This is a genomic window from Nocardioides sp. TRM66260-LWL, assembly GCF_020075545.1.
In the GTDB taxonomy this organism is placed as follows: Bacteria; Actinomycetota; Actinomycetes; order Propionibacteriales; family Nocardioidaceae; genus Nocardioides.
Genome location: NZ_JAIQZK010000003.1, coordinates 101205 through 124357 on the forward strand (window position 1 = coordinate 101205; position 23153 = coordinate 124357).

23 protein-coding genes are annotated in these 23153 nt (G+C 74.3%); 18 read left to right on the forward strand and 5 right to left on the reverse strand.

The features are described 5' to 3' along the window. Positions 1-4 precede the first annotated feature (4 nt). On the reverse strand, positions 5-1084 hold the full coding sequence (locus K8Z61_RS09750; protein WP_224128959.1) for a hypothetical protein: 1080 nt from the start codon (positions 1082-1084) through the stop codon (positions 5-7). Positions 1085-1146: 62 nt separating this feature from the next. On the opposite strand from K8Z61_RS09750, the gene K8Z61_RS09755 reads away from it, so the two are divergent. From K8Z61_RS09755 to K8Z61_RS09805, 11 genes are all read left to right on the forward strand, one after another. After that, positions 1147-2025, forward strand: coding sequence for an NUDIX hydrolase (locus K8Z61_RS09755; RefSeq protein WP_224128961.1), 879 nt, complete (start codon positions 1147-1149; stop codon positions 2023-2025). Between the two features lie 267 nt (positions 2026-2292). Then, positions 2293-3399 (forward strand): phosphate ABC transporter substrate-binding protein PstS, encoded by a 1107-nt coding sequence (pstS, locus tag K8Z61_RS09760; protein ID WP_224128963.1) that lies wholly within the window; start codon positions 2293-2295, stop codon positions 3397-3399. 73 nt (positions 3400-3472) lie between these two features. Beyond that, positions 3473-4432: a phosphate ABC transporter permease subunit PstC gene (gene pstC / locus K8Z61_RS09765; protein WP_224128966.1), complete on the forward strand. Its 960-nt coding sequence runs from the start codon at positions 3473-3475 to the stop codon at positions 4430-4432. Beyond that, positions 4429-5499 (forward strand): phosphate ABC transporter permease PstA, encoded by a 1071-nt coding sequence (pstA, locus tag K8Z61_RS09770; RefSeq protein WP_224128968.1) that lies wholly within the window; start codon positions 4429-4431, stop codon positions 5497-5499. Before pstC ends, pstA begins: the two co-directional genes overlap by 4 nt. Before the next feature lie 27 nt (positions 5500-5526). Further along, positions 5527-6306: a phosphate ABC transporter ATP-binding protein PstB gene (pstB, locus tag K8Z61_RS09775; protein ID WP_224128969.1), complete on the forward strand. Its 780-nt coding sequence runs from the start codon at positions 5527-5529 to the stop codon at positions 6304-6306. Between the two features lie 89 nt (positions 6307-6395). Beyond that, positions 6396-7142: a proline dehydrogenase family protein gene (locus K8Z61_RS09780; protein ID WP_224128971.1), complete on the forward strand. Its 747-nt coding sequence runs from the start codon at positions 6396-6398 to the stop codon at positions 7140-7142. A 47-nt stretch (positions 7143-7189) separates the two neighbouring features. Beyond that, positions 7190-8002 carry a pyrroline-5-carboxylate reductase gene (gene proC / locus K8Z61_RS09785; protein WP_224128973.1) on the forward strand — a complete coding sequence of 271 codons (813 nt, stop codon included), beginning with the start codon at positions 7190-7192 and terminating at the stop codon, positions 8000-8002. A gap of 201 nt (positions 8003-8203) precedes the next feature. Continuing rightward, positions 8204-8407 carry a helix-turn-helix domain-containing protein gene (locus K8Z61_RS09790; protein ID WP_224128975.1) on the forward strand — a complete coding sequence of 68 codons (204 nt, stop codon included), beginning with the start codon at positions 8204-8206 and terminating at the stop codon, positions 8405-8407. Positions 8408-8578: 171 nt separating this feature from the next. After that, a complete protein-coding gene (locus tag K8Z61_RS09795) occupies positions 8579-8680 on the forward strand; it encodes a 30S ribosomal protein bS22 (protein ID WP_008356322.1) in 102 nt (33 codons plus the stop codon). Positions 8681-8719: 39 nt separating this feature from the next. Continuing rightward, on the forward strand, positions 8720-9760 hold the full coding sequence (locus K8Z61_RS09800; protein ID WP_224128977.1) for an NAD-dependent epimerase/dehydratase family protein: 1041 nt from the start codon (positions 8720-8722) through the stop codon (positions 9758-9760). Then, positions 9753-10955: a lysophospholipid acyltransferase family protein gene (locus K8Z61_RS09805; protein ID WP_224128979.1), complete on the forward strand. Its 1203-nt coding sequence runs from the start codon at positions 9753-9755 to the stop codon at positions 10953-10955. Before K8Z61_RS09800 ends, K8Z61_RS09805 begins: the two co-directional genes overlap by 8 nt. A 15-nt stretch (positions 10956-10970) precedes the next feature. On the opposite strand, the gene K8Z61_RS09810 is transcribed toward K8Z61_RS09805, so the two are convergent. The 3 genes from K8Z61_RS09810 to K8Z61_RS09820 form a co-directional block, all read right to left on the reverse strand. Next, positions 10971-12167: a DUF5667 domain-containing protein gene (locus K8Z61_RS09810; RefSeq protein WP_224128981.1), complete on the reverse strand. Its 1197-nt coding sequence runs from the start codon at positions 12165-12167 to the stop codon at positions 10971-10973. A gap of 118 nt (positions 12168-12285) precedes the next feature. Beyond that, positions 12286-13077 carry a sigma-70 family RNA polymerase sigma factor gene (locus K8Z61_RS09815; protein ID WP_224128983.1) on the reverse strand — a complete coding sequence of 264 codons (792 nt, stop codon included), beginning with the start codon at positions 13075-13077 and terminating at the stop codon, positions 12286-12288. A 107-nt stretch (positions 13078-13184) separates the two neighbouring features. Beyond that, the gene (locus tag K8Z61_RS09820) at positions 13185-14105 is read right to left on the reverse strand and encodes an HAD-IB family hydrolase (protein ID WP_224128985.1); all 921 of its coding nucleotides are present in this window, start codon (positions 14103-14105) and stop codon (positions 13185-13187) included. A gap of 52 nt (positions 14106-14157) precedes the next feature. On the opposite strand from K8Z61_RS09820, the gene K8Z61_RS09825 reads away from it, so the two are divergent. The 7 genes from K8Z61_RS09825 to hemB all read left to right on the forward strand — a co-directional run bounded on the left by K8Z61_RS09825 (position 14158) and on the right by hemB (position 21775). Beyond that, positions 14158-15783, forward strand: coding sequence for a class I adenylate-forming enzyme family protein (locus K8Z61_RS09825; protein WP_224128987.1), 1626 nt, complete (start codon positions 14158-14160; stop codon positions 15781-15783). Beyond that, a complete protein-coding gene (locus K8Z61_RS09830; RefSeq protein WP_224128989.1) occupies positions 15780-16034 on the forward strand; it encodes a glutaredoxin family protein in 255 nt (84 codons plus the stop codon). The genes K8Z61_RS09825 and K8Z61_RS09830 overlap by 4 nt, the downstream gene beginning before the upstream one ends. Positions 16035-16208: 174 nt before the next feature. Continuing rightward, positions 16209-16943 carry a redox-sensing transcriptional repressor Rex gene (locus K8Z61_RS09835; protein ID WP_224128991.1) on the forward strand — a complete coding sequence of 245 codons (735 nt, stop codon included), beginning with the start codon at positions 16209-16211 and terminating at the stop codon, positions 16941-16943. Next, the gene (locus K8Z61_RS09840; RefSeq protein WP_224128993.1) at positions 16940-18220 is read left to right on the forward strand and encodes a glutamyl-tRNA reductase; all 1281 of its coding nucleotides are present in this window, start codon (positions 16940-16942) and stop codon (positions 18218-18220) included. The genes K8Z61_RS09835 and K8Z61_RS09840 overlap by 4 nt, the downstream gene beginning before the upstream one ends. Then, positions 18217-19176 (forward strand): hydroxymethylbilane synthase, encoded by a 960-nt coding sequence (gene hemC / locus K8Z61_RS09845; RefSeq protein WP_224128995.1) that lies wholly within the window; start codon positions 18217-18219, stop codon positions 19174-19176. The genes K8Z61_RS09840 and hemC overlap by 4 nt, the downstream gene beginning before the upstream one ends. Then, positions 19173-20774, forward strand: a complete 1602-nt coding sequence (locus K8Z61_RS09850; RefSeq protein WP_224128998.1) for a uroporphyrinogen-III synthase — start codon at positions 19173-19175, stop codon at positions 20772-20774. Before hemC ends, K8Z61_RS09850 begins: the two co-directional genes overlap by 4 nt. Next, the gene (gene hemB, locus K8Z61_RS09855) at positions 20771-21775 is read left to right on the forward strand and encodes a porphobilinogen synthase (protein ID WP_224129000.1); all 1005 of its coding nucleotides are present in this window, start codon (positions 20771-20773) and stop codon (positions 21773-21775) included. The genes K8Z61_RS09850 and hemB overlap by 4 nt, the downstream gene beginning before the upstream one ends. 60 nt (positions 21776-21835) lie before the next feature. Here the strand turns inward: hemB and K8Z61_RS09860 are convergent, their stop codons facing one another. Then, entirely contained in the window at positions 21836-23089 is a 1254-nt protein-coding gene (locus K8Z61_RS09860) for a lytic transglycosylase domain-containing protein (protein ID WP_224129002.1), read from the reverse strand. Positions 23090-23153: the final 64 nt, after the last annotated feature.

Here is a 23153-nt window from a genome sequence, read left to right on the forward strand (position 1 = left end):
GACGTCAGCAGGTGGCGAAGAGCACGGGGCCGTCGGAGAGGTCGGAGAGCACGTAGTTCTCCGGCTTCGGCTTGAGCTCCATCGTCACGACCTTCCCGCGGGCCTCGACGGTGCCGAGCGAGAACCGCTCCGGGAAGTCACCGCCCTGGCCGGGCGCCTCGCCCGAGGCCAGCCGCGCCCGGGTGGGCGCGTTCTCCTTCGCCTGCTGGTCGTTCTCGAAGCCGAACGCCACGGCGACGCTGCGGTCGCGGCGCAGCACCATCGCGTACGACGCGAGCGGCGAGATCGGCCCGGCGGCGCGGACGAGCTCCTCGCCGCGGGCCTTGTCGTCCGGGTCGGCCTGGCCCATCGCCAGCTCCTCGCAGACGTAGGAGCCGGCGAACACCGTGGCGGCCATCGGATCGGGGTCGCCCACCGCGTCCAGCACGTCGTCGACCTGGCTGTCGTGGTCGTCGAGTCCCGCCACGGTCTCGGCGAGGTAGTCGGGCCGGTTGCTGAAGAGCACCAGGTGGCGCTTCTCGTCGAACGCGACGTGCTGCAGCAGCGGGCTGGTGTCCTGCCCGAGCCGCAGGCCGATCTGGCCGAGCAGGTCCGGGCCGCCCTTCCAGACCCGATCGGCGCCCGGACGCTGGTAGCCCAGGGCGGCGAGCCGGTCGCCGAGGTCGTCGATGCTGACGTCGTCGTCGAGCCGGTCGATCTCGACGGCGCCGCGGGGCCCCTGCGCGAGCAGCTCCCAGGCCAGCGTCGCGGGGGAGAAGCCGAAGCCCTCCTGGAGGATCGGCACGAGGTCGGTGAGGGCCGAGCGCGACGTCGCGTCGGTCGGGTAGGCCTTGCGGAGGAACTCCTGCACCTCCTCGGAGCTGGAGTCCTTGCCGACGTCGGAGCCGACCTCGGCGCGCACCGCCCGCCAGTCGGTCCAGGAGAACCGGACGGTGTCGGCCGGCGCCATCCGCACCGCCGCCTGCAGCGCGGTGCGCGAGGTGCCCCACCAGCCGAGCTGACGGGTGACGAGCAGCCCGGCGACCAGCGCCAGCACGACCGCCGCGCCGATGAGGGCGAGGCCCCGGCGGCTCCTCCACGCCACGCGCGTGCTCCTGTCCTCGAGCCCGCTGCCGCGGGCGGCGCGGGGGATGTGAGACTGACGCCATGGTCGCACGGGGGGAGATCCTCGCCGCGGGCGCTGTCGTGCTGCGGCCCCGCGAGGTGCTGCTCGTGCACCGGCCCCGCTACGACGACTGGTCGTTCCCCAAGGGCAAGCTCGATCGCGGCGAGCACCGCGCCGCCGCCGCCGTGCGCGAGGTCGAGGAGGAGACCGGCCTGCGGGTGCGGCTCGGACGGCCGCTGCTGCGGCAGCGCTACGACGTCGCCGGACGCGCCAAGTCGGTCGACTACTGGATCGCCCGGCCGGTCGGTGACGACGACGTCGCGGGCTTCGAGCCCACCGAGGAGATCGACCAGGTGGCCTGGGTCGAGCGCGACAAGGCGCTCGACCTGCTCACCTACGCCCGCGACCGCGACGTGCTGCAGCGCGCCGTCGAGGTGCGCAAGCGGACGAGCGCCGTCGTCGTGCTGCGCCACGCCACGGCCCGCGCCCGCCGCACCTGGCGGGGCGACGACCGGCTGCGGCCCCTGCTCGCGACCGGCCGGGTCGACGCCGCACGCCTGGTCCCGCTGCTCGCTGCCTTCGCCCCGGACGAGGTGCTCACCTCGCCCAGCACCCGTTGCCGCGAGACGATCGCGCCGCTCACCGCGGCCACCGACCTGCGTCCGCGCGCCGAGCCCCTGCTCGCCGAGGGCGCGGGCGAGGCCCGCGAGGTGCGGACCCTCGTCGCCCGGGAGGTCGACGCCGCCGAGGCGGCGCGCCGCACGCTGCTGGTGTGCAGCCACCGCCCCGTCCTGCCGCACGTGTTCGCCGGCCTCGGCCTGGACGACCCCGGGCTCGCCCCCGGAGAGCTGCTGGTCGTGCACCGTCGGCACGGGCGGGTGGTCGACGTCGAGCGGCACGGTCCCCGCGAGCCCACGTGAGGCGGTGCGGAGCCGGTCCAGGGCCAGTCCGGCCGGGCCGATCCGACCAGCTGCGCATCGTCAAGCGATTCCGACGTTTCTTCACCGAGTTCACGTGATGTACGCCTGCCGACCCGTCTTTGTACGGCGTCCGGACATGTCTGGTTTCCCTCCCGTTCACCGAGGGCGCCGGGTCCGGTCACCTGCGCTGCCTAGGTTGCGCGAGATCGACCCGACCAGAGACTCCGCCATGGGGTCGACCCCGATCTGATCTCAGGAGAGACGAACGTGATCCGCTCTTCCATCCGCCGTGGCCTCGTGCCCGGCGTCGCCGCCCTCGCCCTCGCGCTCTCGGCCTGCGGTGCCGGCAACGACACGTCCTCGGCCGGCGACGGCGCGTCCGGCGGCAGCGGCCTGTCCGGCCAGCTCAACGGCGGCGGCGCCACCTCGCAGGAGAAGGCCCAGGAGGCCTGGCGCGCCGGCTTCCAGAGCGCCAACTCCGGCGTCACGGTCAACTACGACGGCGTCGGCTCCGGCGACGGCCGCAAGAACTTCATCTCCGGCGCCTTCGCGTTCGCCGGCACCGACTCCGCCATCAACGACGACGAGGGCGAGCTCTCGGCCGCCGCGAAGAACTGCGCGAGCGACGTCGTCCAGGTGCCGGGCTACGTCAGCCCGATCGCCGTGGCGTTCAACCTGCCCGGCATCACCTCGCTCAACCTGAGCGCTGACGTCATCACCGGCATCTTCGACGGCTCGATCACCCAGTGGAACGACCCGAAGATCGCCGCCGAGAACGACGGCGTGCAGCTGCCCGACACCAAGATCGTGCCGGTGCACCGCTCCGACAAGTCGGGCACCACCAAGAACTTCACCGACTACCTGAGCAAGGCCGGCGGCTGGAAGCCCGAGGCCGACGACACCTGGCCCTCCAGCGTCTCCGGCGGCGAGGCCGCCAAGGGCACCTCCGGCGTGGTCGGCCTGATCACCGACAACGAGGGCTACGTCGGCTACGCCGACAACTCCGCGGTGGCCGACCTCGGCAAGGCCTCGATCAAGGTCGGCGACGCGTTCGTCGCCCCGAGCGAGGAGGGCGCGGCCAAGGCGCTCTCGGTCTCCAAGCTCGCCAACGAGGGCTCCAAGACCGACCTCGCCTACGACATCGATCGCACCACCACCGAGGCCGACGCCTACCCGCTGATCCTGGTGTCGTACCTGCTGGCGTGCCAGTCCTACGCCGACGCCGACACCGGCAAGCTGGTCAAGGCCTACTTCGAGTACATCGTCTCCGACGAGGGCCAGAAGGCCGCCGAGGCCCAGGCCGGCTCCGCGCCGCTCGACGCCACGGTCGCCGAGAAGGCCCAGGCGATCGTCGCCGGCATCACCACCAAGTGAGCCACCGACGGCCCCGACCCGCGACCCGGGTCGGGGCCGTCGTCCCGTCCGCACCAGGAGCCGCAGGAGCCCCGTGAGCGCCACCCAGACCCCGCCGAAGGCCGACGACACCGGCCTCACGTCCTCACGCCCCCACGGCCGCGGCGACCGCGTCTTCCGCGGCATCGCCGTCGCCAGCGGCCTGGTGATCATGCTGGCCCTCGCCGGCGTGTTCGTCTTCCTCGCGATCGAGGGCCTCCCCGCCGTCTCGCTGGACGCCGGCGCCTACGAGCCGGCCACGAGCTTCCTCGGCTACGTCGGCCCGCTCGTCTTCGGCACCGTGCTCGCCGCGCTCATCGCGCTGCTCGTGGCGGTGCCGTTCGCGATCGGCATCGCGCTGTTCATCAGCCACTACGCGCCGCGGCGGCTCGCCGCGCCGGTGGCCTACCTGATCGACCTGCTGGCGGCCGTCCCGTCGGTCGTCTACGGCCTCTGGGGCGGACGCGAGCTGGCGAAGAACATCGCCGGCTTCCAGTCGTGGCTGCACGACTGGTTCGGCTGGCTGCCGTTCTTCGCCGGCCCGCCGTCGGCGTCCGGCCGCACGATCCTCACCGCCGGCCTCGTGCTGGCGATCATGGTGCTGCCGATCACCACGGCGATCTGCCGCGAGGTCTTCGCCCGCACCCCGCGCCTGAACGAGGAGGCCGCGCTGGCGCTCGGCGCCACGCGCTGGGAGATGGTCCGCTACGCGGTCTTCCCCTACGCCCGCTCCGGCATGATCTCCGGCGTCATGCTCGGCCTGGGTCGCGCGCTCGGCGAGACGATGGCGGTCGCGATGGTCCTCTCGGCCTCGCCGATCGTCACGCTCAACCTGATCTCCACCGAGAACCCCGCGACGATCGCCTCGAACATCGCGGTCAACTACGCCGAGTCGACGCCCGAGCAGCAGGCCCTGCTGATCGCGACGGGCCTGGTGCTCTTCGCCTTCACCTTCGGCGTCAACTTCCTGGCCCGCTACGTCGCCGGCCGCAGCGATCGGAGGATGGCCAAGTGAGCACCCCCACCCTCGACCCCGGGGTCGCGCCCGGCCGCACCGCCGTCGCGCTCACCGAGCCGCGGCTGCCGTCGTGGGCGCCGGTGCTGGTCGGCGTCGCCGCCGTCGGCGTCGGCGCGCTGCTGTGGATCCTCGGCGCGTCGGTGGCCGTCGGCGTCCTCGCGGCGCTCGTCGTCTTCCTCGTCGCGCTGCCGGGCTGGTCGGCGGCGGTCGAGAGCCGCCGGGCCGCGGCCGACCGCCTGGCCACCAGCCTGGTGTGGAGCACCTTCGCCGTCGCGATGATCCCGCTGGTCTGGCTGGTGTTCACGGTGCTCCGCGAGGGGCTCTCGACGATCAACGTCCAGTTCCTCACCTACCAGATGCGCAACGTCATCGGCGACCAGCAGGGCGGCCTCTACCACGCGCTGATCGGCACGCTGCTGGTCACCGGCATGGCCATGCTGATCTCGGTGCCGATCGGCATCTTCGCCGCGATCTACCTCGTCGAGTACGGCCGCGGCACCCGGCTGGCCCGGGTCCTGACGTTCCTGGTCGACGTGATGACCGGCATCCCCTCGATCGTCGCCGGCCTCTTCGCGCTCGCCCTGTTCGTGCTGATCTTCGGCCCGTCCATCCGGTTCGGCTTCGGCGGCTCGGTGGCGCTCTCGCTGCTGATGATCCCGACGGTCGTGCGCTCCACCGAGGAGATGCTGCGCCTGGTGCCCGCGGACCTGCGCGAGGCGTCCTACGCCCTCGGCGTGCCCAAGTGGCGCACGATCCTGCGGGTCGTCCTGCCGACCGCGCTCGGCGGCATCGTCACCGGCGTCGTGCTCGCCGTCTCCCGCATCATCGGCGAGACCGCGCCGCTGCTGGTCGTCGCCGGCGCCACCGACAGCGTCAACACCAACCTCTTCGAGGGCCGGATGACCACCCTCCCGGTGTTCATCTACCAGCAGTTCTCGCTCGCCACGCCCAAGGGCCTCAGCTACGCCTGGGGCGGCGCGCTCGTGCTGATCGCCATCGTCATGATCCTCAACATCGTCGCCCGCATCATCGGCCGGGTCTTCGCCCCGAAGACCGGTCGCTGACCGCCCAGCCCAGAGAGCACCCACACCATGGCCAAGAGCATCGACGTCTCCGACCTCGACATCTACTACGGCGACTTCCTGGCGGTCCAGGGCGTCTCCATGACCATCCGGGCCAAGTCGGTCACCGCGTTCATCGGCCCGTCCGGCTGCGGCAAGTCGACCTTCCTGCGCTCGCTGAACCGCATGCACGAGGTCATCCCGGGCGCCCGGGTCGAGGGCAAGGTCGTCGTCGACGGCCAGTCGCTCTACGACCCCTCGGTCGACCCGGTGGCCGTGCGTCGCCAGATCGGCATGGTCTTCCAGCGGCCCAACCCGTTCCCGACGATGTCGATCTACGAGAACGTGCTGGCCGGCAACCGGCTGAACTCCAAGAAGCTCAAGAAGTCCGAGGCCGACGACATCGTCGAGCGCTCGCTCAAGGGCGCCAACCTGTGGAACGAGGTCAAGGACCGGCTCGGCAAGCCCGGCATGGGGCTCTCCGGCGGCCAGCAGCAGCGGCTGTGCATCGCCCGCGCCATCGCCGTCCAGCCGCAGGTGCTGCTGATGGACGAGCCGTGCTCGGCGCTCGACCCGATCTCGACCTCCGCGATCGAGGACCTCATCCACGAGCTGAAGTCCGAGTACACGATCGTGATCGTCACCCACAACATGCAGCAGGCGGCCCGGGTCTCCGACGACACCGGCTTCTTCAACCTCAAGGCGGCCGGGCAGCCGGGCCACCTGGTGGAGTTCAACCCCACCAAGAAGATGTTCACCAGCCCCGACAACGAGGCCACCGAGGCCTACATCTCGGGTCGCTTCGGCTGAGCCCCGACCTCACCCCTCCGACCTCACCCCTCCGGCCGCCCGGCCTCGTCCCGGCGGCCGGAGGCGTCTGCGGGGCTAGGTTGGGACGCATGGCCGTCACCGCCGCGCTCGTCCGTCGCCCGCCGGTCGTGGCGAACGCGGCCGAGGTCGTCGACGTCGTGGCCGAGCTGCACGCGCGCGGCCTGGCGGCGAGCCTGGAGCACCGGGACCCGGGCGATCCCGCGGCGTCGACCGCGCTGCTCGCGGCCCTCGGGACGGCGGGCCTCGCGCGCGGCGTGGACGTCTCCGCGCGGGTCGACGTGCTGGCGCCGGAGGAGCTCGCGGCGCTCTGCTCCGCCGTGCGCCAGGTCGGCGCGACGGTGACGCTCGACCCCGGCGAGGCGGTCGATCCCGGCCGGGCGCTCGAGCTCCTGGGTGCGCTGCGCCGCGACCACCCCGACCTCGGCGTCGTCCTGCGCGCCCGGCTGCGTCGCACCGAGGACGACTGCCGCCAGCTCGCCTACGAGGGCTCGCGGGTGCGGCTGCGCAAGGGCGCGCGACGACCGGGCGGCGACGGCGTCCACGCCGACCGGCACCAGGTCGATCTCGCCTACGTGCGCTGCCTGCGGGTGCTGCTCGAGGGAGCCGGCCACCCCGTCGTCGCCACCCGGGACGACCGGCTGCTCGCGATCGCGCGCTCGCTGGCCGGACGCGCCGATCGTGCCCCCGGCACCTACGAGCTGCAGCTGCGGCACGGCGTGGGCCAGGCCGAGCAGGAGCGGCTGGCCGCCGCGGGGGAGCGCGTGCGGGTGCACGTGCCGTGGGGCTCCGCCTCGCGGTGGACGCCCGCGACCTGACATCCTTCGCCTCGTCCCCGGAACCCCGACAGGGAGCGAGACCCGCCGTGAGTGCTGACGCCCAGACCGCCATCCTCGGCGCCGGGGTGATGGGCGAGACCCTGCTGTCGGGTCTCGTCCGCGCCGGCCGTCGCGTCGACCGCCTGCTGGTCGGCGAGAAGCGCGCCGAGCGCGCCGCCGAGCTCGAGGAGCGCTACGGGGTGGCGGTGCTCGGCAACCGCGCCGCCGCCGAGCGGGCCACGACGATCGCCCTGGTCGTCAAGCCGCAGGACATGGCCGAGCTGCTCGCCGAGATCGCGCCCGCGCTCGGCCCGGGCCGGCTGCTGGTCTCGCTCGCGGCCGGCATCACCACCGCCTGGATCGAGGAGCGGGTGCCCGAGGGCGTCGCGGTCGTGCGGGTCATGCCGAACACGCCGGCCCTGGTCGACGAGGGCATGGCGGCGGTCTCGCCCGGCTCGCACGTCAGCGAGGAGCAGCTCGCGGAGGCCGAGGGCCTGCTCTCCAGCGTGGGCCGCGTCGTACGCGTGCCGGAGCGTCAGCAGGACGCGGTCACCGCGGTGTCCGGCTCGGGGCCGGCGTACCTCTTCTACGTGGTGGAGTCGATGATCGAGGCGGGCGTGCACCTGGGCCTGCCGCGCACCACGGCCAGCGAGCTGGTCGTCCAGACGCTCGTGGGCTCGGCGAAGATGCTGCGCGAAACCGGCACGCACCCCACCGTCCTGCGCGAGCAGGTGACCAGTCCGGCCGGCACCACCGCGGCCGCCCTGCGCGAGCTCGAGGCACACGGCGTCCGGGCGGCGTTCCTGGGGGCGATGGAGGCCGCGCGCGACCGGTCGCGGGAGCTCGCCGGCGGCTCCTGAGGGCGGGCGGACGCCCTGCGCCGACGACCCGTCGCGGGAGGGTGGTCTGGACAGATGCAAGCCGACACGCCGCTCAGGGGGTGGGGAAGTTGTTCAACTCTTCCCCACCAGTCACACCAGGCCCTATTCTCACGCCTACGTGGCCGCTGCCGCGCCGGTGGGGAAGCCGGCGCACGTGCCGCACAAGAAAGACGGTGCCCCATGGTGACCCCTCCCTCTGACATCGGCGACGGCCAGTTCCTGACCATCGCCGAGGTCGCTGCCCGTGTCCGCGTCTCGAAGATGACCGTCTACCGCCTCGTGCACAACGGAGACCTCCCGGCGGTGCGCGTCGGTCGTTCGTTCCGCGTGCTCGAGAAGGACGTCGACGAGTACATCCGCAAGAGCTTCTACGACGCGGGCTGAGCCGCCGCACGCCCGCCGGACGCCCCCGCCGACCTCGCGCAGGTCGACGGGGGCGTCCGCCGTTCGCGGCCCGATTCTGCGCCCCCCGGCGCGCCGGATAGGCTGTCTCGGTCCGCCGACCCGACCATTCGGGTCCTCGTCGCGCGGCAACCGCTGTGAAAGGCACATTTCGTGGGTTCTGTCATCAAGAAGCGCCGCAAGCGCATGGCGAAGAAGAAGCACCGCAAGCTGCTGAAGAAGACGCGCGTCCAGCGTCGCAAGCTCGGCAAGTAAGCCGCAGCGGCATCTCCTTCGTCCCCGAGCGGAGCGCGCATGGGCAGGGTCGTCCTCGTCACCGGGGTCTCCCGTGACCTCGGACGCTCGGTCGCGCGCTCGCTCGCCGGCGCCCCCGGCATCGGCCGGGTCATCGGCGTCGACGTCGTCCCGCCGCGCGGCGACGTCGGCGACGTCTCCTTCGTGCGGGCCGACATCCGCACCCCGGTGATCGCGAAGATCATCGCCAAGGAGGACGTCGACACCGTCGTCCACATGAGCGTCATCGCGACCCCCGGCCCCGGGAGCAACCGCAACGCGATGAAGGAGCTCAACGTCATCGGGACGATGCAGCTGCTGGCGGCCTGCCAGCGCGCGGAGTCCGTGCGGCACCTCGTCGTGAAGTCGACGACCACCGTCTACGGCGCGAGCAACCGCGACCCCGCCATGTTCACCGAGGACATGGAGCCCCGCCGCGCCCCGCGCACCGGGTACGCCAAGGACGTCGCCGAGATCGAGGGCTACGTGCGCGGCTTCGGCCGGCGCCGCCCCGACGTGCGGGTCACGATGCTGCGCTGCGCCAACGTGATCGGCCCGCACGTCGACAGCCCGATCACCTCCTACTTCCGGCTGCCGGTGGTGCCGACGGTGCTCGGCTACGACGCGCGCCTGCAGTTCCTGCACGAGGACGACCTGCACGGCGTCCTCCAGCACGCCGTGCAGCACGACGTGGCCGGCACCTTCAACGTGGCCGGCGGCGGCGTCCTCATGCTCAGCCAGGCCCTGCGCCGGCTCCAGCGGCCCAGCGTCTCGCTGCCCGGCCCGGCCGTCGGGCGCCTCGGCAGCGTCCTGAAGTCGGCGCGGCTGGCCGACTTCAGCCCCGAGCAGCTCGCCTTCCTCACCTACGGACGCGGCGTCGACACCACGCGCATGCGCACGGTGCTCGGCTACGAGCCGCGCTTCGACACCGCGGCCGCCTTCGCCGACTTCGCCCGCCTGCTGCCGGTCACCGGCGGTCGCACCGAGCGGGCGCTCGCGCGGGTCGCCGAGGCCCTGCCCGATCCCTCGACCCCGTCCCTCGCGGAGGCACGCCATGGGTGACGCCGAGATCATCCCGATCGGCACGCGCGGTCGTCCCGGCCGCGGCGCCGGCACCCAGCCGTCGTCGGCGGCCCGCAGCCTGGCGCCCGGCGCGCGCCGCAAGCCGCGCGCCGCCGAGCCGGAGCCCGTCGAGCCCAAGGCCGCTGCGGCCGAGACCCCGGACGACGCCGCCCCCGAGGCGGCGGCCCCCGAGCCTGCCGCACCCCTGCTCGGAGCGGTCGGCTCGCCGGTCGCCGGTCCGGCCGCGCCCGAGCCCGCCGAGCGTCCGGCGGTCCGCACCCACGACCGCGGGCCCTACGCCCACATCCCGGCCGCCGAGCTGCTCGCCGCCCTCCAGGGCGCGGCCCGCGAGCTCTTCGGCGAGGAGTGGGAGATCCAGCTCGCCCGGTTCCTCGCCTTCCTGCGCCGCCGGCTCACCGGCGAGTACGCCGTCGACGAGTACGGCTTCGACGCCGAGATGACCCAGCAGCTGTTCATGACCGCCCTGCGGCCGATCGCGCAGCGCTGGTTCCGCATCGACGTGCGCGGCGTCGAGAACATCCCCACCACCGGCGGCGCGCTGGTGGTCTCGAACCACTCCGGCACGGTGCCGATCGACGGCCTGATGACGATGGTCTCGATCCACGACCACACCGGGCGGTTCCTGCGACCCCTGGGCGCCGACCTCGTCTTCCGGATGCCCGTCGTCAGCGCCCTGGCCCGCAAGGGCGGCGCGACGCTGGCGTGCGCCGAGGACGCCGAGCGCATGCTGTCGGGCGGCGAGCTCGTCGGCGTGTGGCCCGAGGGCTTCAAGGGCATCGGCAAGCCCTACTCGCAGCGGTACAAGCTGCAGCGCTTCGGCCGTGGCGGCTTCGTCTCGGCGGCGCTGCGCACCGGCGTCCCGATCGTCCCGCTGAGCGTCGTCGGCGCCGAGGAGATCTACCCGCTGGTCGGCAACATCCCCTCGCTCGCGCGGCTGCTCGGCGTCCCGTACATCCCGATCACCCCGACGTTCCCGCTGCTCGGCCCGCTGGGCCTGGTGCCGCTGCCGTCGAAGTGGCTGATGGAGTTCGGCGAGCCGATCCGCACCGACGAGTACGACGCCGGCGCCGCCGACGACCCCATGCTGGTCTTCAACGTCACCGACCAGGTGCGCGAGACGATCCAGCAGACCCTGTACTCGCTGCTGATGCAGCGCGAGTCGGTCTTCCGCTGAGCGTCGCGCCCGACCTCAGCGTCGGGTCGGGAGCCCGCCGAGGGTGCCGTCGGCGTCGGGGTCGAGCAGCTCGTTGACCCCGTCGACCACGCCCTGCAGCGGCTTGCTGGTGGCGCTGGGCCGCGGGGTGGAGCCGGTCGTGCTGGACGGCTTGACTCCGAGCAGCTGGCCGAGGCCCTCGCGGATCGGGTCGCGCGTCGGCGCCGACGTCGGCAGTCCGGGGGACGTCGGAGCCTCGGCCCCGCTGGTCGGCAGGCTGAGGCCGCCGCCGGTGCTGGACCCGGACTCCGGACGTGCGGGCGTCGACGACGCCGGCCGGCTCGGACGCGCGGGCGGGGCGTCGACCGGCGTGGTCGAGGTGCGCGGCTCGGGCACGAGGGCGCCGAGGGCGTCGGCCGCCTGCTGGGCGCCCTGGGCGAGCCAGCGCGGGACGTCGACGATGCCCGGACCGGTGCACGTGGTGCACGCCTGCGAGGCCTGGGTGTCGATGCCGGTGAGCAGCGAGCCGGCCGAGACGAGGGCGTCCCGCGCGTCGACCGGGATCGCCGAGGCGAGCTGGTCGAGCAGGCTGAGGCTCTGCGCCGCGAACGTCCGCAGCGTCTCGAGCTCGGCGTCGTCGACGCCGCCGGCGGGGGACATGAGCAGACTGGACGCCTCGGAGGTCTGGGCGTTGAAGTCGGAGAGCGTGGAGCGGATGTCGTCGGGGTCGGCGCCGGCGGCGGTGAGGGCGTCGAGCTCGGAGAGCCGCTCGGCCGCGTTGCGCAGCAGGACCTCGCCCTTGGCGTCGTCGCCCGAGGCGACGGTGGCCCGGGTGTCCTCGATGACCCGCTTCACCGGGTAGAGGACGTCGCCGGGCAGGGCGCTCTCGGAGGCCATGGCCATCGAGGCGGTGCCGCCGATGATCGCCAGACCGCCGACCGCGGCGGCGAGCCGACGGTCGCGGGCCGAGCGGCGCGGCGCGACCGTGAGTCGGTCGGCGACGCTCGGCTCGGGGGCGAGCGGGACGAGCTCGGTGGCGGCGGCCGCCAGCAGTCGCTCGCGCAGGGAGCCGACGAACTCGGGTCGCGCCTCGACGGGGGCCACCGCGCGCAGGCTGGCGGTCAGCGCCAGCAGGTCGGCGTCGCGGTGCCGCTCGGCAGGGGCGGCGGAGGGCGCGTCGACCAGGGCGGCGAACGCCTCGGCGCGGCGCTGGGACGGGAGGACCGGGCTCATCGCGTCACGCTCCTCGGGTCGGCCGGCCGGTGGGCCGGGAAGGTGTGGGACGGCCGGTGGGCCGTGCATCGGGGCAACGAGCGATCGGTCGCGGAGGTTACGGCCGGAGCGAGAGGGGTCATCCGCGCATCCCCTCCGGCATGAGCTTGGCGAGGTTGCGGACCCCGCGCAGCTGGAGCTGCTTGACCGCGCCCTCGGAGCGGCCGAGCACCGCGGCGGTCTCCGCGATGCTCATGCCCTGCAGGAAGCGCATGATCAGGCAGTCGCGCTGCTCGTCGGGCAGGCGGGTGAGCGCCTCGAGGAGGATCTCGTTGGTGACGCTCGCCAGCACGGTGGCCTCGGGGCTCTCCGTGGCGTCGTCGTGCTGGCTCATGTCCTCGGTGGTGAGCTCGAGGCGCGTGCGTCCGGCCTTGAAGTGGTCGGTGGCGAGGTTGCGGGCGATGGTCATCAGCCAGGCGCCGAAGTCCTTGCCCTGCCAGCGGAAGCCCTGCATCGAGCGCAGGGCGCGGAAGAAGGTCTCGGACGTGAGGTCCTCGGCCACGACCGCGGAGCGGGTGCGGTAGAAGAGGAAGCGGTAGACCGAGCCCTGGTAGTGGTCGTAGAGCAGGCCGAACGCGTCGGCGTCGCCGCCGCGCGCGAGCTCGACCAGCGCGATCAGGCGGGTGCGCTCCTCCTCGGAGACCTCCGAGGACGCGGCGAGCTCGGCGTCCCCGAAGCCGGGCCCGCCCGGCTCGGGCGCACCGGCCGCGACGTCGGCGACAGCCTCGGTGAGCAGCCACCCGGACGATCGGCGGGCGCCGGCCGGAGCGCCGAGCGGCACCCCCGCGAGGACGGGGGCGGGCGCGAGGACCGCGAGCACGGCGGCGCGGAGGTCGGCGAGCCCGCGAGCGAGATCGTGACGCTGCTGCATCGGCCAACCCTCCCCCCGGTCAGACCTACCCTCGGCACGATCGTACGGCGGCTGAGTGATCTTCACCATGGAAACGGCGAATGCCCCGGGAGGCACCGCCGCGGACGTCAGCGCCGGCGGACGCGGACGCCGGCCGCGACCGCCCCGGTGGCGGCGCCCGCCAGCGCCCCGGCGATCAGCCCGGCGCGTGCGGCCTTGCGTCCGTTGCGGTAGTCGCGGATCCGCCAGCCCTGCTCGCGGGCGTGGGCCCGCAGGCGGTGGTCGGGGTTGACCGCGCAGGGGTCGCCGACCAGGCCGAGCAGCGGCAGGTCGTTGGCGGAGTCGGAGTACGCCGAGCAGCGGGCGAGGTCGAGGCCCTCCCGCGCGGCGAGCGCCCGCACCGCCTCGGCCTTCGCCGGGCCGTGCAGCATGTCGCCCACCAGCCGGCCGGTGTAGACGCCGTCGACGTGCTCGGCGACCGTGCCCATCGCCCCGGTCAGGCCGAGCCGGCGGGCGATGATCTGCGCGATCTCGATGGGGGCGGCCGTCACCAGCCACACGCGCTGGCCGCGGTCGAGGTGCAGCTGCGCCAGCGCCCGGGTGCCGGGCCAGATGCGGTGGGCCATGCCCTCGTCGAAGATCTCCTCGCTGAGCTCCTGGAGCTCGGCGACGGTGTGGCCGGCGATGAACGACAGCGCGGAGGCCCGCGCCTCGGCCACGTGCTCGGGGTCCTCGACCCCGACGACGCGGAAGTACGCCTGCTTCCACGCTGCGCCGAGGAGGTCGCGGGTGGTGAAGAACTCGCGCCGGTGGAGGCCGCGGGCGAGGTGGAAGATGCTCGCGCCCTGCATGAGCGTGTTGTCGACGTCGAAGAAGGCCGCCGAGGCCGGGTCGGCGGGGGCGTCGAGCGAGGCCTCGACCTCCGCGGCCGCGGCCGCGGCCTCGCCGGCGAGGCGGGAGCGCTGCTGCAGGTCGGGCAGCCGGCGCCGCTCGCGGCTGACCGGGTCGGCGCGCTGCGGCCGCTCGAGGCCCTCGTCCGGCGTCGTCACGGCCGCCACCCTAGTGCGCCCGCCCGCCGCCGCGACATGGAAGGATCCCGTCATGGCGACCGCCCCCACGAACCTCGCCGACCTGCTCGCCCGCGCGGCGCAGGAGGCGCCCGACGCCGTCGCGATCACGCCCGTGCCGGCGCCCGGCTCGACCGACGCGCCCGCCCGTCCGCTCACCTGGGCGACCCTCGAGGACGAGGTCGGCCGGGTCGCCACGGGCTTGGGCGCCGCGGGCCTGGTGGCCGGGCACCGGGTGCTGCTGTGCCTGGGCAACCGGCCCGAGCACGTGGTCGCCCACCTCGCCGCGCTGCGCGCGCAGGCGATCGTCGTGCCGACCAACCCACGCGGCTCGGTCACCGAGATCGCCCGGGTGCTCGCCGATGCCGCGCCGCGGCTGGCGATCGTCGAGCCCGCCACCGCGCCGCTGCTGCGGGCCGCCGTCGAGGAGCTCGAGGCCGACTTCCCCGACGCCGTGCGTCCGCGGCTGGTCGTCGTCGACCGCGAGGGCGAGCGGCTGGACCTGCGGCCCGCCGAGCGCACGTGGTCGCAGCTGCGGGCCGACCGCGCCCGCGTCCTCCCGGCCCTGCAGGACCCCGAGCGGATCGCCGCGCTGCTCTACACCAGCGGCACCACCGGCCGGCCGCGCGGCGCGATGCTCAGCCACCGCGCCCTGCTGGCCAACGTCGAGCAGCTCGCCGCGGCGGAGCCCCCGCTGATCGGACCGGACGACGTCGTGCTCGGCGCCCTGCCGCTCTTCCACGTCTACGGCCTCAACGCGGTGCTCGGCACCGTGCTGCGCCAGCGCGCCCGCCTGGTGCTGCTCGAGCGGTTCGACGCCGTGGAGGCCCTCGACGTGGTCGCCGCCGAGGGCTGCACGGTGCTGCCGCTCGCGCCGCCGGTCTTCGCCCAGTGGCGGCGTCTCGACGACGACGGCGGCGACCTGCGCGCGCGCCTGGCCGGGGTGCGGCTGCTGCTCTCGGGCTCCGCGCCGCTCTCGGCCGAGGTCACCGAGGACCTCTCCGCCCGCGCCGGCGTCGCGGTGCACCAGGGCTACGGGCTCACCGAGGCCGCGCCGGTGGTGACCAGCACGCTGCTGAGCGAGCGGGCAAGACCCGGATCGGTCGGCGCGCCGCTGCCGGGCATCGAGCTGCGCCTGGTCGACGAGACCGGACGCGTGGTGCGCGACCCGCAGGAGGCCGGCGAGGTGGGCGTCCGCGGCGCCAACCTCTTCTCCGGCTACTGGCCCGACGGCGCCGACGGCCCGGACGCCGACGGCTGGTGGGGCACCGGCGACGTCGGCTACCTCGACCCCGATGGCGACCTCGTGCTGGTCGACCGGCTCGGCGAGCTGATCATCGTCTCGGGCTTCAACGTCTACCCCGCCGAGGTCGAGGACGTCGTCCGCGAGGTGCCCGGGGTGGCGGAGGCGGCCGTCATCGGCGTGCCCGACGAGGCCACCGGCGAGGCGGTCGTCGCCTACGTGCGCCCGCTGGCCGGCCACGGGGCCTACGAGCTCGAGGCGGCGGTCCTCGCGCGCTGCGCCGTCCGGCTGGCGCGGTTCAAGCGCCCGGCCCGCGTGGAGGTCGTCGACGAGCTGCCGCACACCGTCACCGGCAAGGTGCAGCGCGGCCGGCTCCGGGCGTACGAGCGGCGCCGCGCGACGGGGCTGCTGGAGTGAGCGGGGAGCCGCGCGTCCGGCTGTACTCCCGGCCCGGCTGCCACCTGTGCGACGACGCCCGCGCCGTGATCGCGGCCGTCTGCGCGGAGCTCGGCGAGGCCTTCGACGAGGTGAGCATCGACGACGACCCCGCGCTGCAGGAGCGCTTCGGCCACGAGATCCCCGTGACCTTCGTCGACGGCCGCCAGCACGACTTCTGGCGCGTCGACCCCGTGCGGCTGCGGCGCGCGCTCGGCGGCGCGACCGGCTGAGCGGACGTCCGGCACACCCCGCCGGATGTCACTCATCTCACGTGTGCTAGCCGCTCGCCCGGACGGTCGTCCGCGCGTTTTGTTCTCACGTTCACAAACTCCTACAGTGGCAGACGCCGTCGGCGATCCCGGGCCGCTCAGAGCCCCGCCCCGGCTGGGTATGGAGAAGACGCAGTGACCGCACGGACTTCCGCCGAGACCGCCCGGGACATCCCCGAGGCCACGGTCGCGCGACTCCCCGTGTACCTGCGAGCCCTCACCTCCCTCTCGGAGGCCGGCACGGCCACCTGCTCCAGCGAGGAGCTCGCCGCGGCGGCGGGCGTCAACAGCGCCAAGCTCCGCAAGGACCTCTCGCACCTGGGCAGCTACGGCACCCGCGGCGTCGGGTACGACGTCGAGTACCTGCGCTACCAGATCGCGCGCGAGATCGGCGTGACGCAGGACTGGCCGGTCGTCATCGTCGGCATCGGCAACCTCGGCCACGCGCTCGCGAACTTCTCGGGCTTCCGCAGCCGCGGCTTCCGGGTCGTCGCGCTGCTCGACGCCGACCCGCGCCTGCACGACACCACGATCGGCGACCTGCCGGTGCGCCCCTTCGACCAGCTCGAGCCGCTCGTCCACAAGCACGCGGTCGCCATCGGCGTCATCGCGACGCCGGCCCACGCGGCCCAGGCGGTCGCCGACGCCATGGTGGGCGCCGGCATCCGCAGCATCCTGAACTTCGCGCCGACCGTGCTCGCGGTGCCCGAGGGCGTCGACGTCCGCAAGGTCGACCTCTCGATCGAGCTGCAGATCCTCGCCTACCACGAGTCCCGCAAGACCCCCGGCGTCGCCGACGTCGTCCCGCCCGCCGCCCGCCCCGAGATCGACGGCGTCGACGACGACGCCGCAGAGGAGGTCATCGCGTGAGCGTCCTGGTGGTGGGCATCTCCCACAACTCCGCGCCCGTCAGCCTGCTCGAGCGGGTCGCGCTCGACGCCGACGGCGTGCAGAAGATGATCCACGCGGTCGCGGCGGCCGAGCACGTCGTCGAGGCCACCGTCATCTCCACCTGCAACCGCATCGAGCTCTACGCCGAGGTCGACCGGTTCCACGGCTCGGTCGAGGAGCTCTCCCGGCTGCTGGTCGACAAGGCCGGCGAGACCACCGAGGCGATGCTCCCTCACCTGTACGTGCACTACGACGACGGCGCGGTGGGCCACCTGTTCCGGGTCGCCTCGGGGCTGGACTCGATGGCGCTGGGCGAGGGGCAGATCCTCGGCCAGGCGCGCGAGGCGCTGCGGCTGGGCCAGGAGCTCGGCACCGTCGGCCCGGCGCTCAACGTGCTCTTCCAGCAGGCCCTGCGGGTGGGCAAGCGCTCGCACGCCGAGACCGACATCGACCGCGCCGCGCCCTCGCTGGTCACCGCGGCGCTGGAGCGGGCGGGCGACGTCGCCGGACGCCGGGTGGTCGTGCTCGGCGCCGGCTCGATGGCCGGCCTGGCCGTCGCGACGGTGAGCCGGCAGGGCGCCGGCGAGATCGTCGTCCTGAACCGCACCCCCGAGCGGGCCGAGCGGCTCGCCCGCGAGTACGCCGCGCGTCCGGCCGGGCTCGACCGGCTCGACGCCGAGCTCGCCCGGGCCGACCTGCTCATCTCCTGCACCGGCTCGGCCGGCGCCGTGGTCTCCGCCGAGCAGGTGCGCGCGGCCGTCGCCGACGGCCGCTCGCTGGCGGTCGTCGACCTCGCGCTGCCGCGCGACGTCGAGGACGGCGTCGCCGCGCTGCCCGGCGTGACGCTGGTGGGCCTCGCCGAGCTCGCCGAGGATGTCCACGCCGGCGGCGCCGCGGGCGAGGTCGAGGCGGTGCGCGAGATCGTCACCCAGGAGGTCGCGGCCTTCCTCGCCGCCCGCCGCCAGGCGAGCGTGACGCCCACCGTCGTCGCCCTGCGCTCGATGGCCACCTCGGTGGTCGACGCCGAGATGGCGCGCCTCGACGGACGCCTGCCCGACCTCGACGAGCGCGCCCGCGCCGAGGTGCTGCAGACCATGCGCCGCGTGGCCGACAAGCTGCTGCACGAGCCCACCGTCCGCGTCCGCGAGCTGGCCAACGAGACCGGCGCGGTGTCGTACGCCGCCGCGCTGGCCGAGCTGTTCGCGCTCGACCCCGAGGCCGTCACCGCGGTCACCCGCCCGGGCGGCGTCGCATGAGCGCGCCCGTGCGGCTCGGCACCCGGCGCTCGGCCCTCGCCACCACCCAGTCCGGTCACGTCGCCGAGCTGCTCCGCGCACACCTGGGACGCGAGGTCGAGCTGGTCGAGATCACCACCGACGGCGACCGCTCGCAGGCGGCCGGCACCTCGCTGGTCGGCAGCGCCGGCACCGGCGTCTTCGTCAGCGCGCTGCGCGACGCCCTGCTCGCCGGCGAGGTCGACGTCGCCGTCCACTCGCTCAAGGACCTGCCCACCTACCCCTGCCCCGGCATCGCGCTCGCCGCGATCCCCGGCCGCGAGGACCCGCGCGACGTCGTCGTCGCGCGCGACGGCCTGACCCTCGGCGAGCTCCCCCCGGGCTCGCGGGTCGGCACCGGCTCCCCGCGACGCGCCGCGCAGCTGCACGCGCTCGGCCTCGGCGTCGAGGTGCTGGCCGTGCGGGGCAACGTCGACACCCGGGTCGGCAAGGTCCGCAGCGGCGAGCTCGACGCCGTGGTGCTCGCCCGCGCGGGCCTGGCCCGGCTGGGCCGGCTCGACGACGTCACCGAGGTGCTCGACCCGCTGCAGATGCTCCCGGCCCCCGGCCAGGGCGCGCTCGCGATCGAGTGCCGCGAGGGCGAGCTCGCCGTCGCGATCGCGGGTCTCGACGACGCCCACGCCCGGGCCGCCGTCACCGCGGAGCGCGCGGTGCTGGCCACCCTCGAGGGCGGCTGCTCGGCCCCGATCGGCGCGCTCGCCGAGGTGGTCGAGGGCGAGGACGGGGACGAGCTCTGGGTGCGGGCCGTGGTGCTCTCACCCGACGGGGGTCTCTCGGTGCGGATGTCCGCCACCGGGGACCCCGCCGACGCCGCCGGCGTCGGCACCCGGTTGGCGAGCCAGATGCTCGACGACGGGGCAGGACAGCTGGGCCAGCCAGGTCCGGTCGCCGACGACGCAGAAGGTGCGATGAGATGACGAGCAGCCAGACCACGACGCGCGGGTGGGTCTCCTTCGTGGGAGCCGGCCCCGGCGACCCGGAGCTGCTGACGGTCCGCGCGGCCGAGCTGATCCGGCGCGCCGACGTCGTCGTCACCGAGGCGCCCGACCACGTCGACCTGCTCGCGTCCCTGGGCGTGGAGGTCGAGGTCGTCGACGGCGGCTTCGGCGAGGACGGCCAGCCGCTGACCCACGCCGCCCGGGCCAAGGTCGTCGTCAAGCAGGCCAAGCGCGGCCTGCGGGTCGTGCGCCTGATGACCGGCGACCCCTTCCTCTACGCCTCCGGCCCCGAGGAGGCGCAGGCCTGCGTCAAGGCCTGCATCGGCTTCGAGGTCGTGCCGGGCGTGTCCTCGGTCAGCGCCGTGCCGGCCTACGCCGGGGTGCCGCTGACCACCAAGGACCACCGCGAGATGGCCGTCGTCACCTGCGGCGAGCGGGTCGACTGGAGCCGCTACGCCGACGACCGCACCCTCGTCCTGCTCTCCGCGGTGGGCCAGATCGGCGAGATCGCCCAGGCGCTGATCGCCGCCGGACGCCCCGAGACCACGCCGGTCTCGATGACCCGGGTCGGCACCACCACCGAGCAGACCACCGTCACCTCGACCCTCGCCCACATCGCCGCCGACGCCCGCGCGGCCCGCATGGCCCCGCCGGCGATCACCGTCGTCGGCGCGGTCGTCGACCTGCGCGAGACGCTGTCGTGGTTCGAGACCAAGCCGCTGTTCGGCTGGCGCGTGCTGGTGCCGCGCACCAAGGACCAGGCGGGCCCGGTCTCCGCGCGGCTGCGCGGGTACGGCGCGGTGCCCGAGGAGGTGCCGACGATCTCGGTCGAGCCGCCGCGCAACCCGCAGCAGATGGACAAGGCCGTGCGCGGCCTGGTCGAGGGCCGCTACGAGTGGATCGCCTTCACCTCGGTGAACGCCGTGCGCGCCGTGCGCGAGAAGTTCGAGGAGTACGGCCTCGACGCCCGCGCCTTCTCGGGCCTGAAGATCGCCGCGGTCGGCGACAAGACCGCCCAGGCCATCGCGGCGTGGGGCCTGCGGGCCGACCTCGTGCCGACCGGCGAGCAGTCGGCCGCCGGCCTGCTCGAGGTGTGGCCGGAGTTCGACGAGGTGCTCGACCCGATCAACCGGGTGTTCCTGCCCCGCGCCGACATCGCGACCGAGAACCTCGTCGCCGGCCTGATCGACCTCGGCTGGGAGTGCGACGACGTCACCGCCTACCGCACCGTGCGGGCCGCGCCGCCGCCGGCCGAGACCCGCGACGCGATCAAGGCCGGCCGGTTCGACGCCGTCGTCTTCACCTCGTCCTCGACCGTGCGCAACCTGGTCGGCATCGCCGGCAAGCCGCACCCCTCGACGATCATCGCGGTGATCGGCCCGGCGACGGCGAAGACCGCCGAGGAGCACGGCCTGCGGGTCGACGTGCTCTCGCCGAAACCGGACGTCGAGGTGCTGGTCGACGCGCTCGCCGACTTCGGCGCGAGCCGTCGGGCGGCGCTGGTGGAGGCCGGTCAGCCGGTCACCCGGCCCTCGGAGCGCAAGCCGGCCGCGCGCCGGAAGTCGACCGCCCGATGACGCAGCAGCCCGACGTCCCCGAGATCGCGCGGCCGCTGGTGCGGCCGCGGCGGCTGCGCACCACCCCGGCGCTGCGGCGGATGGTCGCCGAGACCTCGCTGGAGGCGCGGCAGCTGGTGCTGCCGCTCTTCGTCCGCGAGGGCCTGGCCGAGCCGCAGCCGATCTCCTCGATGCCCGGCGTCGTGCAGCACACGCGCTCGTCGCTGCTGGGCGCGGTCAGCGAGGCCGCCGAGCTCGGCCTCGGCGGCGTGATGCTCTTCGGCATCCCGGAGCGCAAGGACGCCGTCGGCTCGGGCGCCGTCGACCCCGCGGGCATCCTCAACCTCGCCATCACCGACGTGGTCGCCGAGGTGGGCGACGCGCTGACCGTGATGAGCGACCTGTGCCTCGACGAGTTCACCGACCACGGCCACTGCGGCGTGCTCACGCCCGACGGACGGGTCGACAACGACCGCACCCTCGAGATCTACGCGGAGATGGCGCGCGCCCAGGCGCACGCCGGCGTCGACATGGTAGGGCCGTCCGGCATGATGGACGGCCAGGTGCGGGTGATCCGTCAGGCCCTCGACGCCGCCGAGCACACCGACGTCTCGATCCTCGCCTACTCCGCGAAGTACGCCTCGGCGTTCTACGGGCCCTTCCGCGAGGCCGTCGACTCCAGCCTCCAGGGCGATCGCCGCACCTACCAGCAGGACGCCGCGAACGGCCTGGAGGGCGTCCGGGAGGCGCTGCTCGACGTCGCCGAGGGCGCCGACCTGGTGATGGTCAAGCCCGCGCTGGCCTACCTCGACGTGCTGCGCCGCGTGCGCGACGCCGTCGACGTGCCGGTGGCGGCGTACAACATCTCGGGGGAGTACGCGATGGTCGAGGCCGCCGCCGCCCACGGGTGGATCGACCGCGAGGCCGCGATCCTCGAGACGCTCACCTCGATCCGCCGCGCCGGCGCCGACGTCGTGCTCACCTACTGGGCGAGCGAGGTCGCACGGCTGCTCGCGCGCTGAGCGAGAGCGCATCGGGCCCCGGACGAGATCTCGTCCGGGGCCCGATCTGCGTCAGGGGCGTCAGCCCTTGGTGGTGTACCGCTTCACGCACTGGTCGTACGGGTCGTTGCCGTCGAGCAGGTTGTTGACGTAGCCGTCGAGCGTGCACTGCAGCAGCGCCTGGGTGAGCGAGAGCAGACCGTCGACCGGCTTGACGCCCGTGCTGGGCAGGGCCGGGATCGTCGGGGTCGGCAGGCCGGGGACGCCGAGGCCGCCCTTCGGGCCGTCGCCGGAGCCGGAGCCGCCGCCGGTGCCCGGCGAGGGCGAGGCGGAGGGGCTCGGCGAGGGCGAGGAGGACGGGTCGGGCTCGGTCGGCGAGCCGGCCTGCGCGCCGCCGCCGGTGGTGCCGCCGGAGCCGCTGGGGCGGACCTTCGTCGGGGTGCCGCCGCGGCTGGGCGAGGCGCTCGGGGTGGAGCGGACGGGCGCGAGGTAGCCGGCGGCCGAGACCGTGTTCGGGACGGCGGTGTAATCGCCCGACGCGTAGGCGTCCATGATCCGCAGCACGAGGTCGACGTAGGACTTCGAGTGGTTGTAGCGGAACACCGCGGCCTCCTGGCCGGCGGTCGTGGAGAGGTCGTCGCTGCCCGAGCACAGGTAGACGGCGGTCGCGAGGGCGGCGTCGTCGATGTCCTGGGGGTTGCGCTGGCCGTCGTCGTCGGCGTCGACGCCGACCACCGACCAGGTCGAGGGGATGAACTGCATCGGGCCGACGGCGTGGTCGTAGACGCGGTCGCGGTCGAGCGCGCCGGCGTCGGTGTCGGTGACCTTCGTGGTGCCCTTGCGGCCGTCGAGGGCGGGGCCGTAGATGCCCGGCGTGGCGACGCCCTGGTCGTTCAGCACGTTGCCGCCGAAGCGGCCGTGGTTCGACTCCACGCGTCCGATCGCGGCGACGAGCTGCCAGGTGAGGTTGCAGGACGGGTCGGCGGCGTTGATGACCGACTCGGCGCGCTGGTAAGCGGCCAGGGCGACGGCCGGGATGCCGGCGGTGGTGGAGCGAGCGACCACCTCGGAGAAGTCGGCCCCGCCGACGCCGCCGGCCTGCCGCACGCCGGCCACGCCGGGCGCGATCTCGTCGGGCGCCGAGACCGACGCGGGCGCCTCGATCGCCTGGCTCGGCACCGTGGCCGGCGCCTCGACGTCGGCGGCGGGCGCGGCCGGGGCCGCGACGACGACCCCGCCGCCGGACGTGGCCAGGCTCGCCGTCCAGGCGGTCGAGAGCAGGGCGAGCGGCACGAGCGTCGCGGCGCGACGTGTGGCGATCCGGCGGATGGGCATTCGTTTCTCCCTGACGATGCGTGGTGCGGTCATGGCGGGCCGAGCGCGCCGCCGCTCCCTCAAG

Bases quoted from the DNA above. Each gene is read 5' to 3' on its own strand.
- K8Z61_RS09755 (WP_224128961.1), top strand. From the start codon at position 1,147: ATGGTCGCACGGGGGGAGATCCTCGCCGCGGGCGCTGTCGTGCTGCGG.
- pstB (WP_224128969.1), top strand. From the start codon at position 5,527: ATGGCCAAGAGCATCGACGTCTCCGACCTCGACATCTACTACGGCGAC.
- K8Z61_RS09780 (WP_224128971.1), top strand. From the start codon at position 6,396: ATGGCCGTCACCGCCGCGCTCGTCCGTCGCCCGCCGGTCGTGGCGAAC.
- K8Z61_RS09790 (WP_224128975.1), top strand. From the start codon at position 8,204: ATGGTGACCCCTCCCTCTGACATCGGCGACGGCCAGTTCCTGACCATC.
- K8Z61_RS09800 (WP_224128977.1), top strand. From the start codon at position 8,720: ATGGGCAGGGTCGTCCTCGTCACCGGGGTCTCCCGTGACCTCGGACGC.
- K8Z61_RS09805 (WP_224128979.1), top strand. From the start codon at position 9,753: ATGGGTGACGCCGAGATCATCCCGATCGGCACGCGCGGTCGTCCCGGC.
- K8Z61_RS09810 (WP_224128981.1), bottom strand. From the start codon at position 12,167: ATGAGCCCGGTCCTCCCGTCCCAGCGCCGCGCCGAGGCGTTCGCCGCC.
- K8Z61_RS09815 (WP_224128983.1), bottom strand. From the start codon at position 13,077: ATGCAGCAGCGTCACGATCTCGCTCGCGGGCTCGCCGACCTCCGCGCC.
- K8Z61_RS09825 (WP_224128987.1), top strand. From the start codon at position 14,158: ATGGCGACCGCCCCCACGAACCTCGCCGACCTGCTCGCCCGCGCGGCG.
- hemC (WP_224128995.1), top strand. From the start codon at position 18,217: ATGAGCGCGCCCGTGCGGCTCGGCACCCGGCGCTCGGCCCTCGCCACC.
- K8Z61_RS09850 (WP_224128998.1), top strand. From the start codon at position 19,173: ATGACGAGCAGCCAGACCACGACGCGCGGGTGGGTCTCCTTCGTGGGA.
- hemB (WP_224129000.1), top strand. From the start codon at position 20,771: ATGACGCAGCAGCCCGACGTCCCCGAGATCGCGCGGCCGCTGGTGCGG.
- K8Z61_RS09860 (WP_224129002.1), bottom strand. From the start codon at position 23,089: ATGCCCATCCGCCGGATCGCCACACGTCGCGCCGCGACGCTCGTGCCG.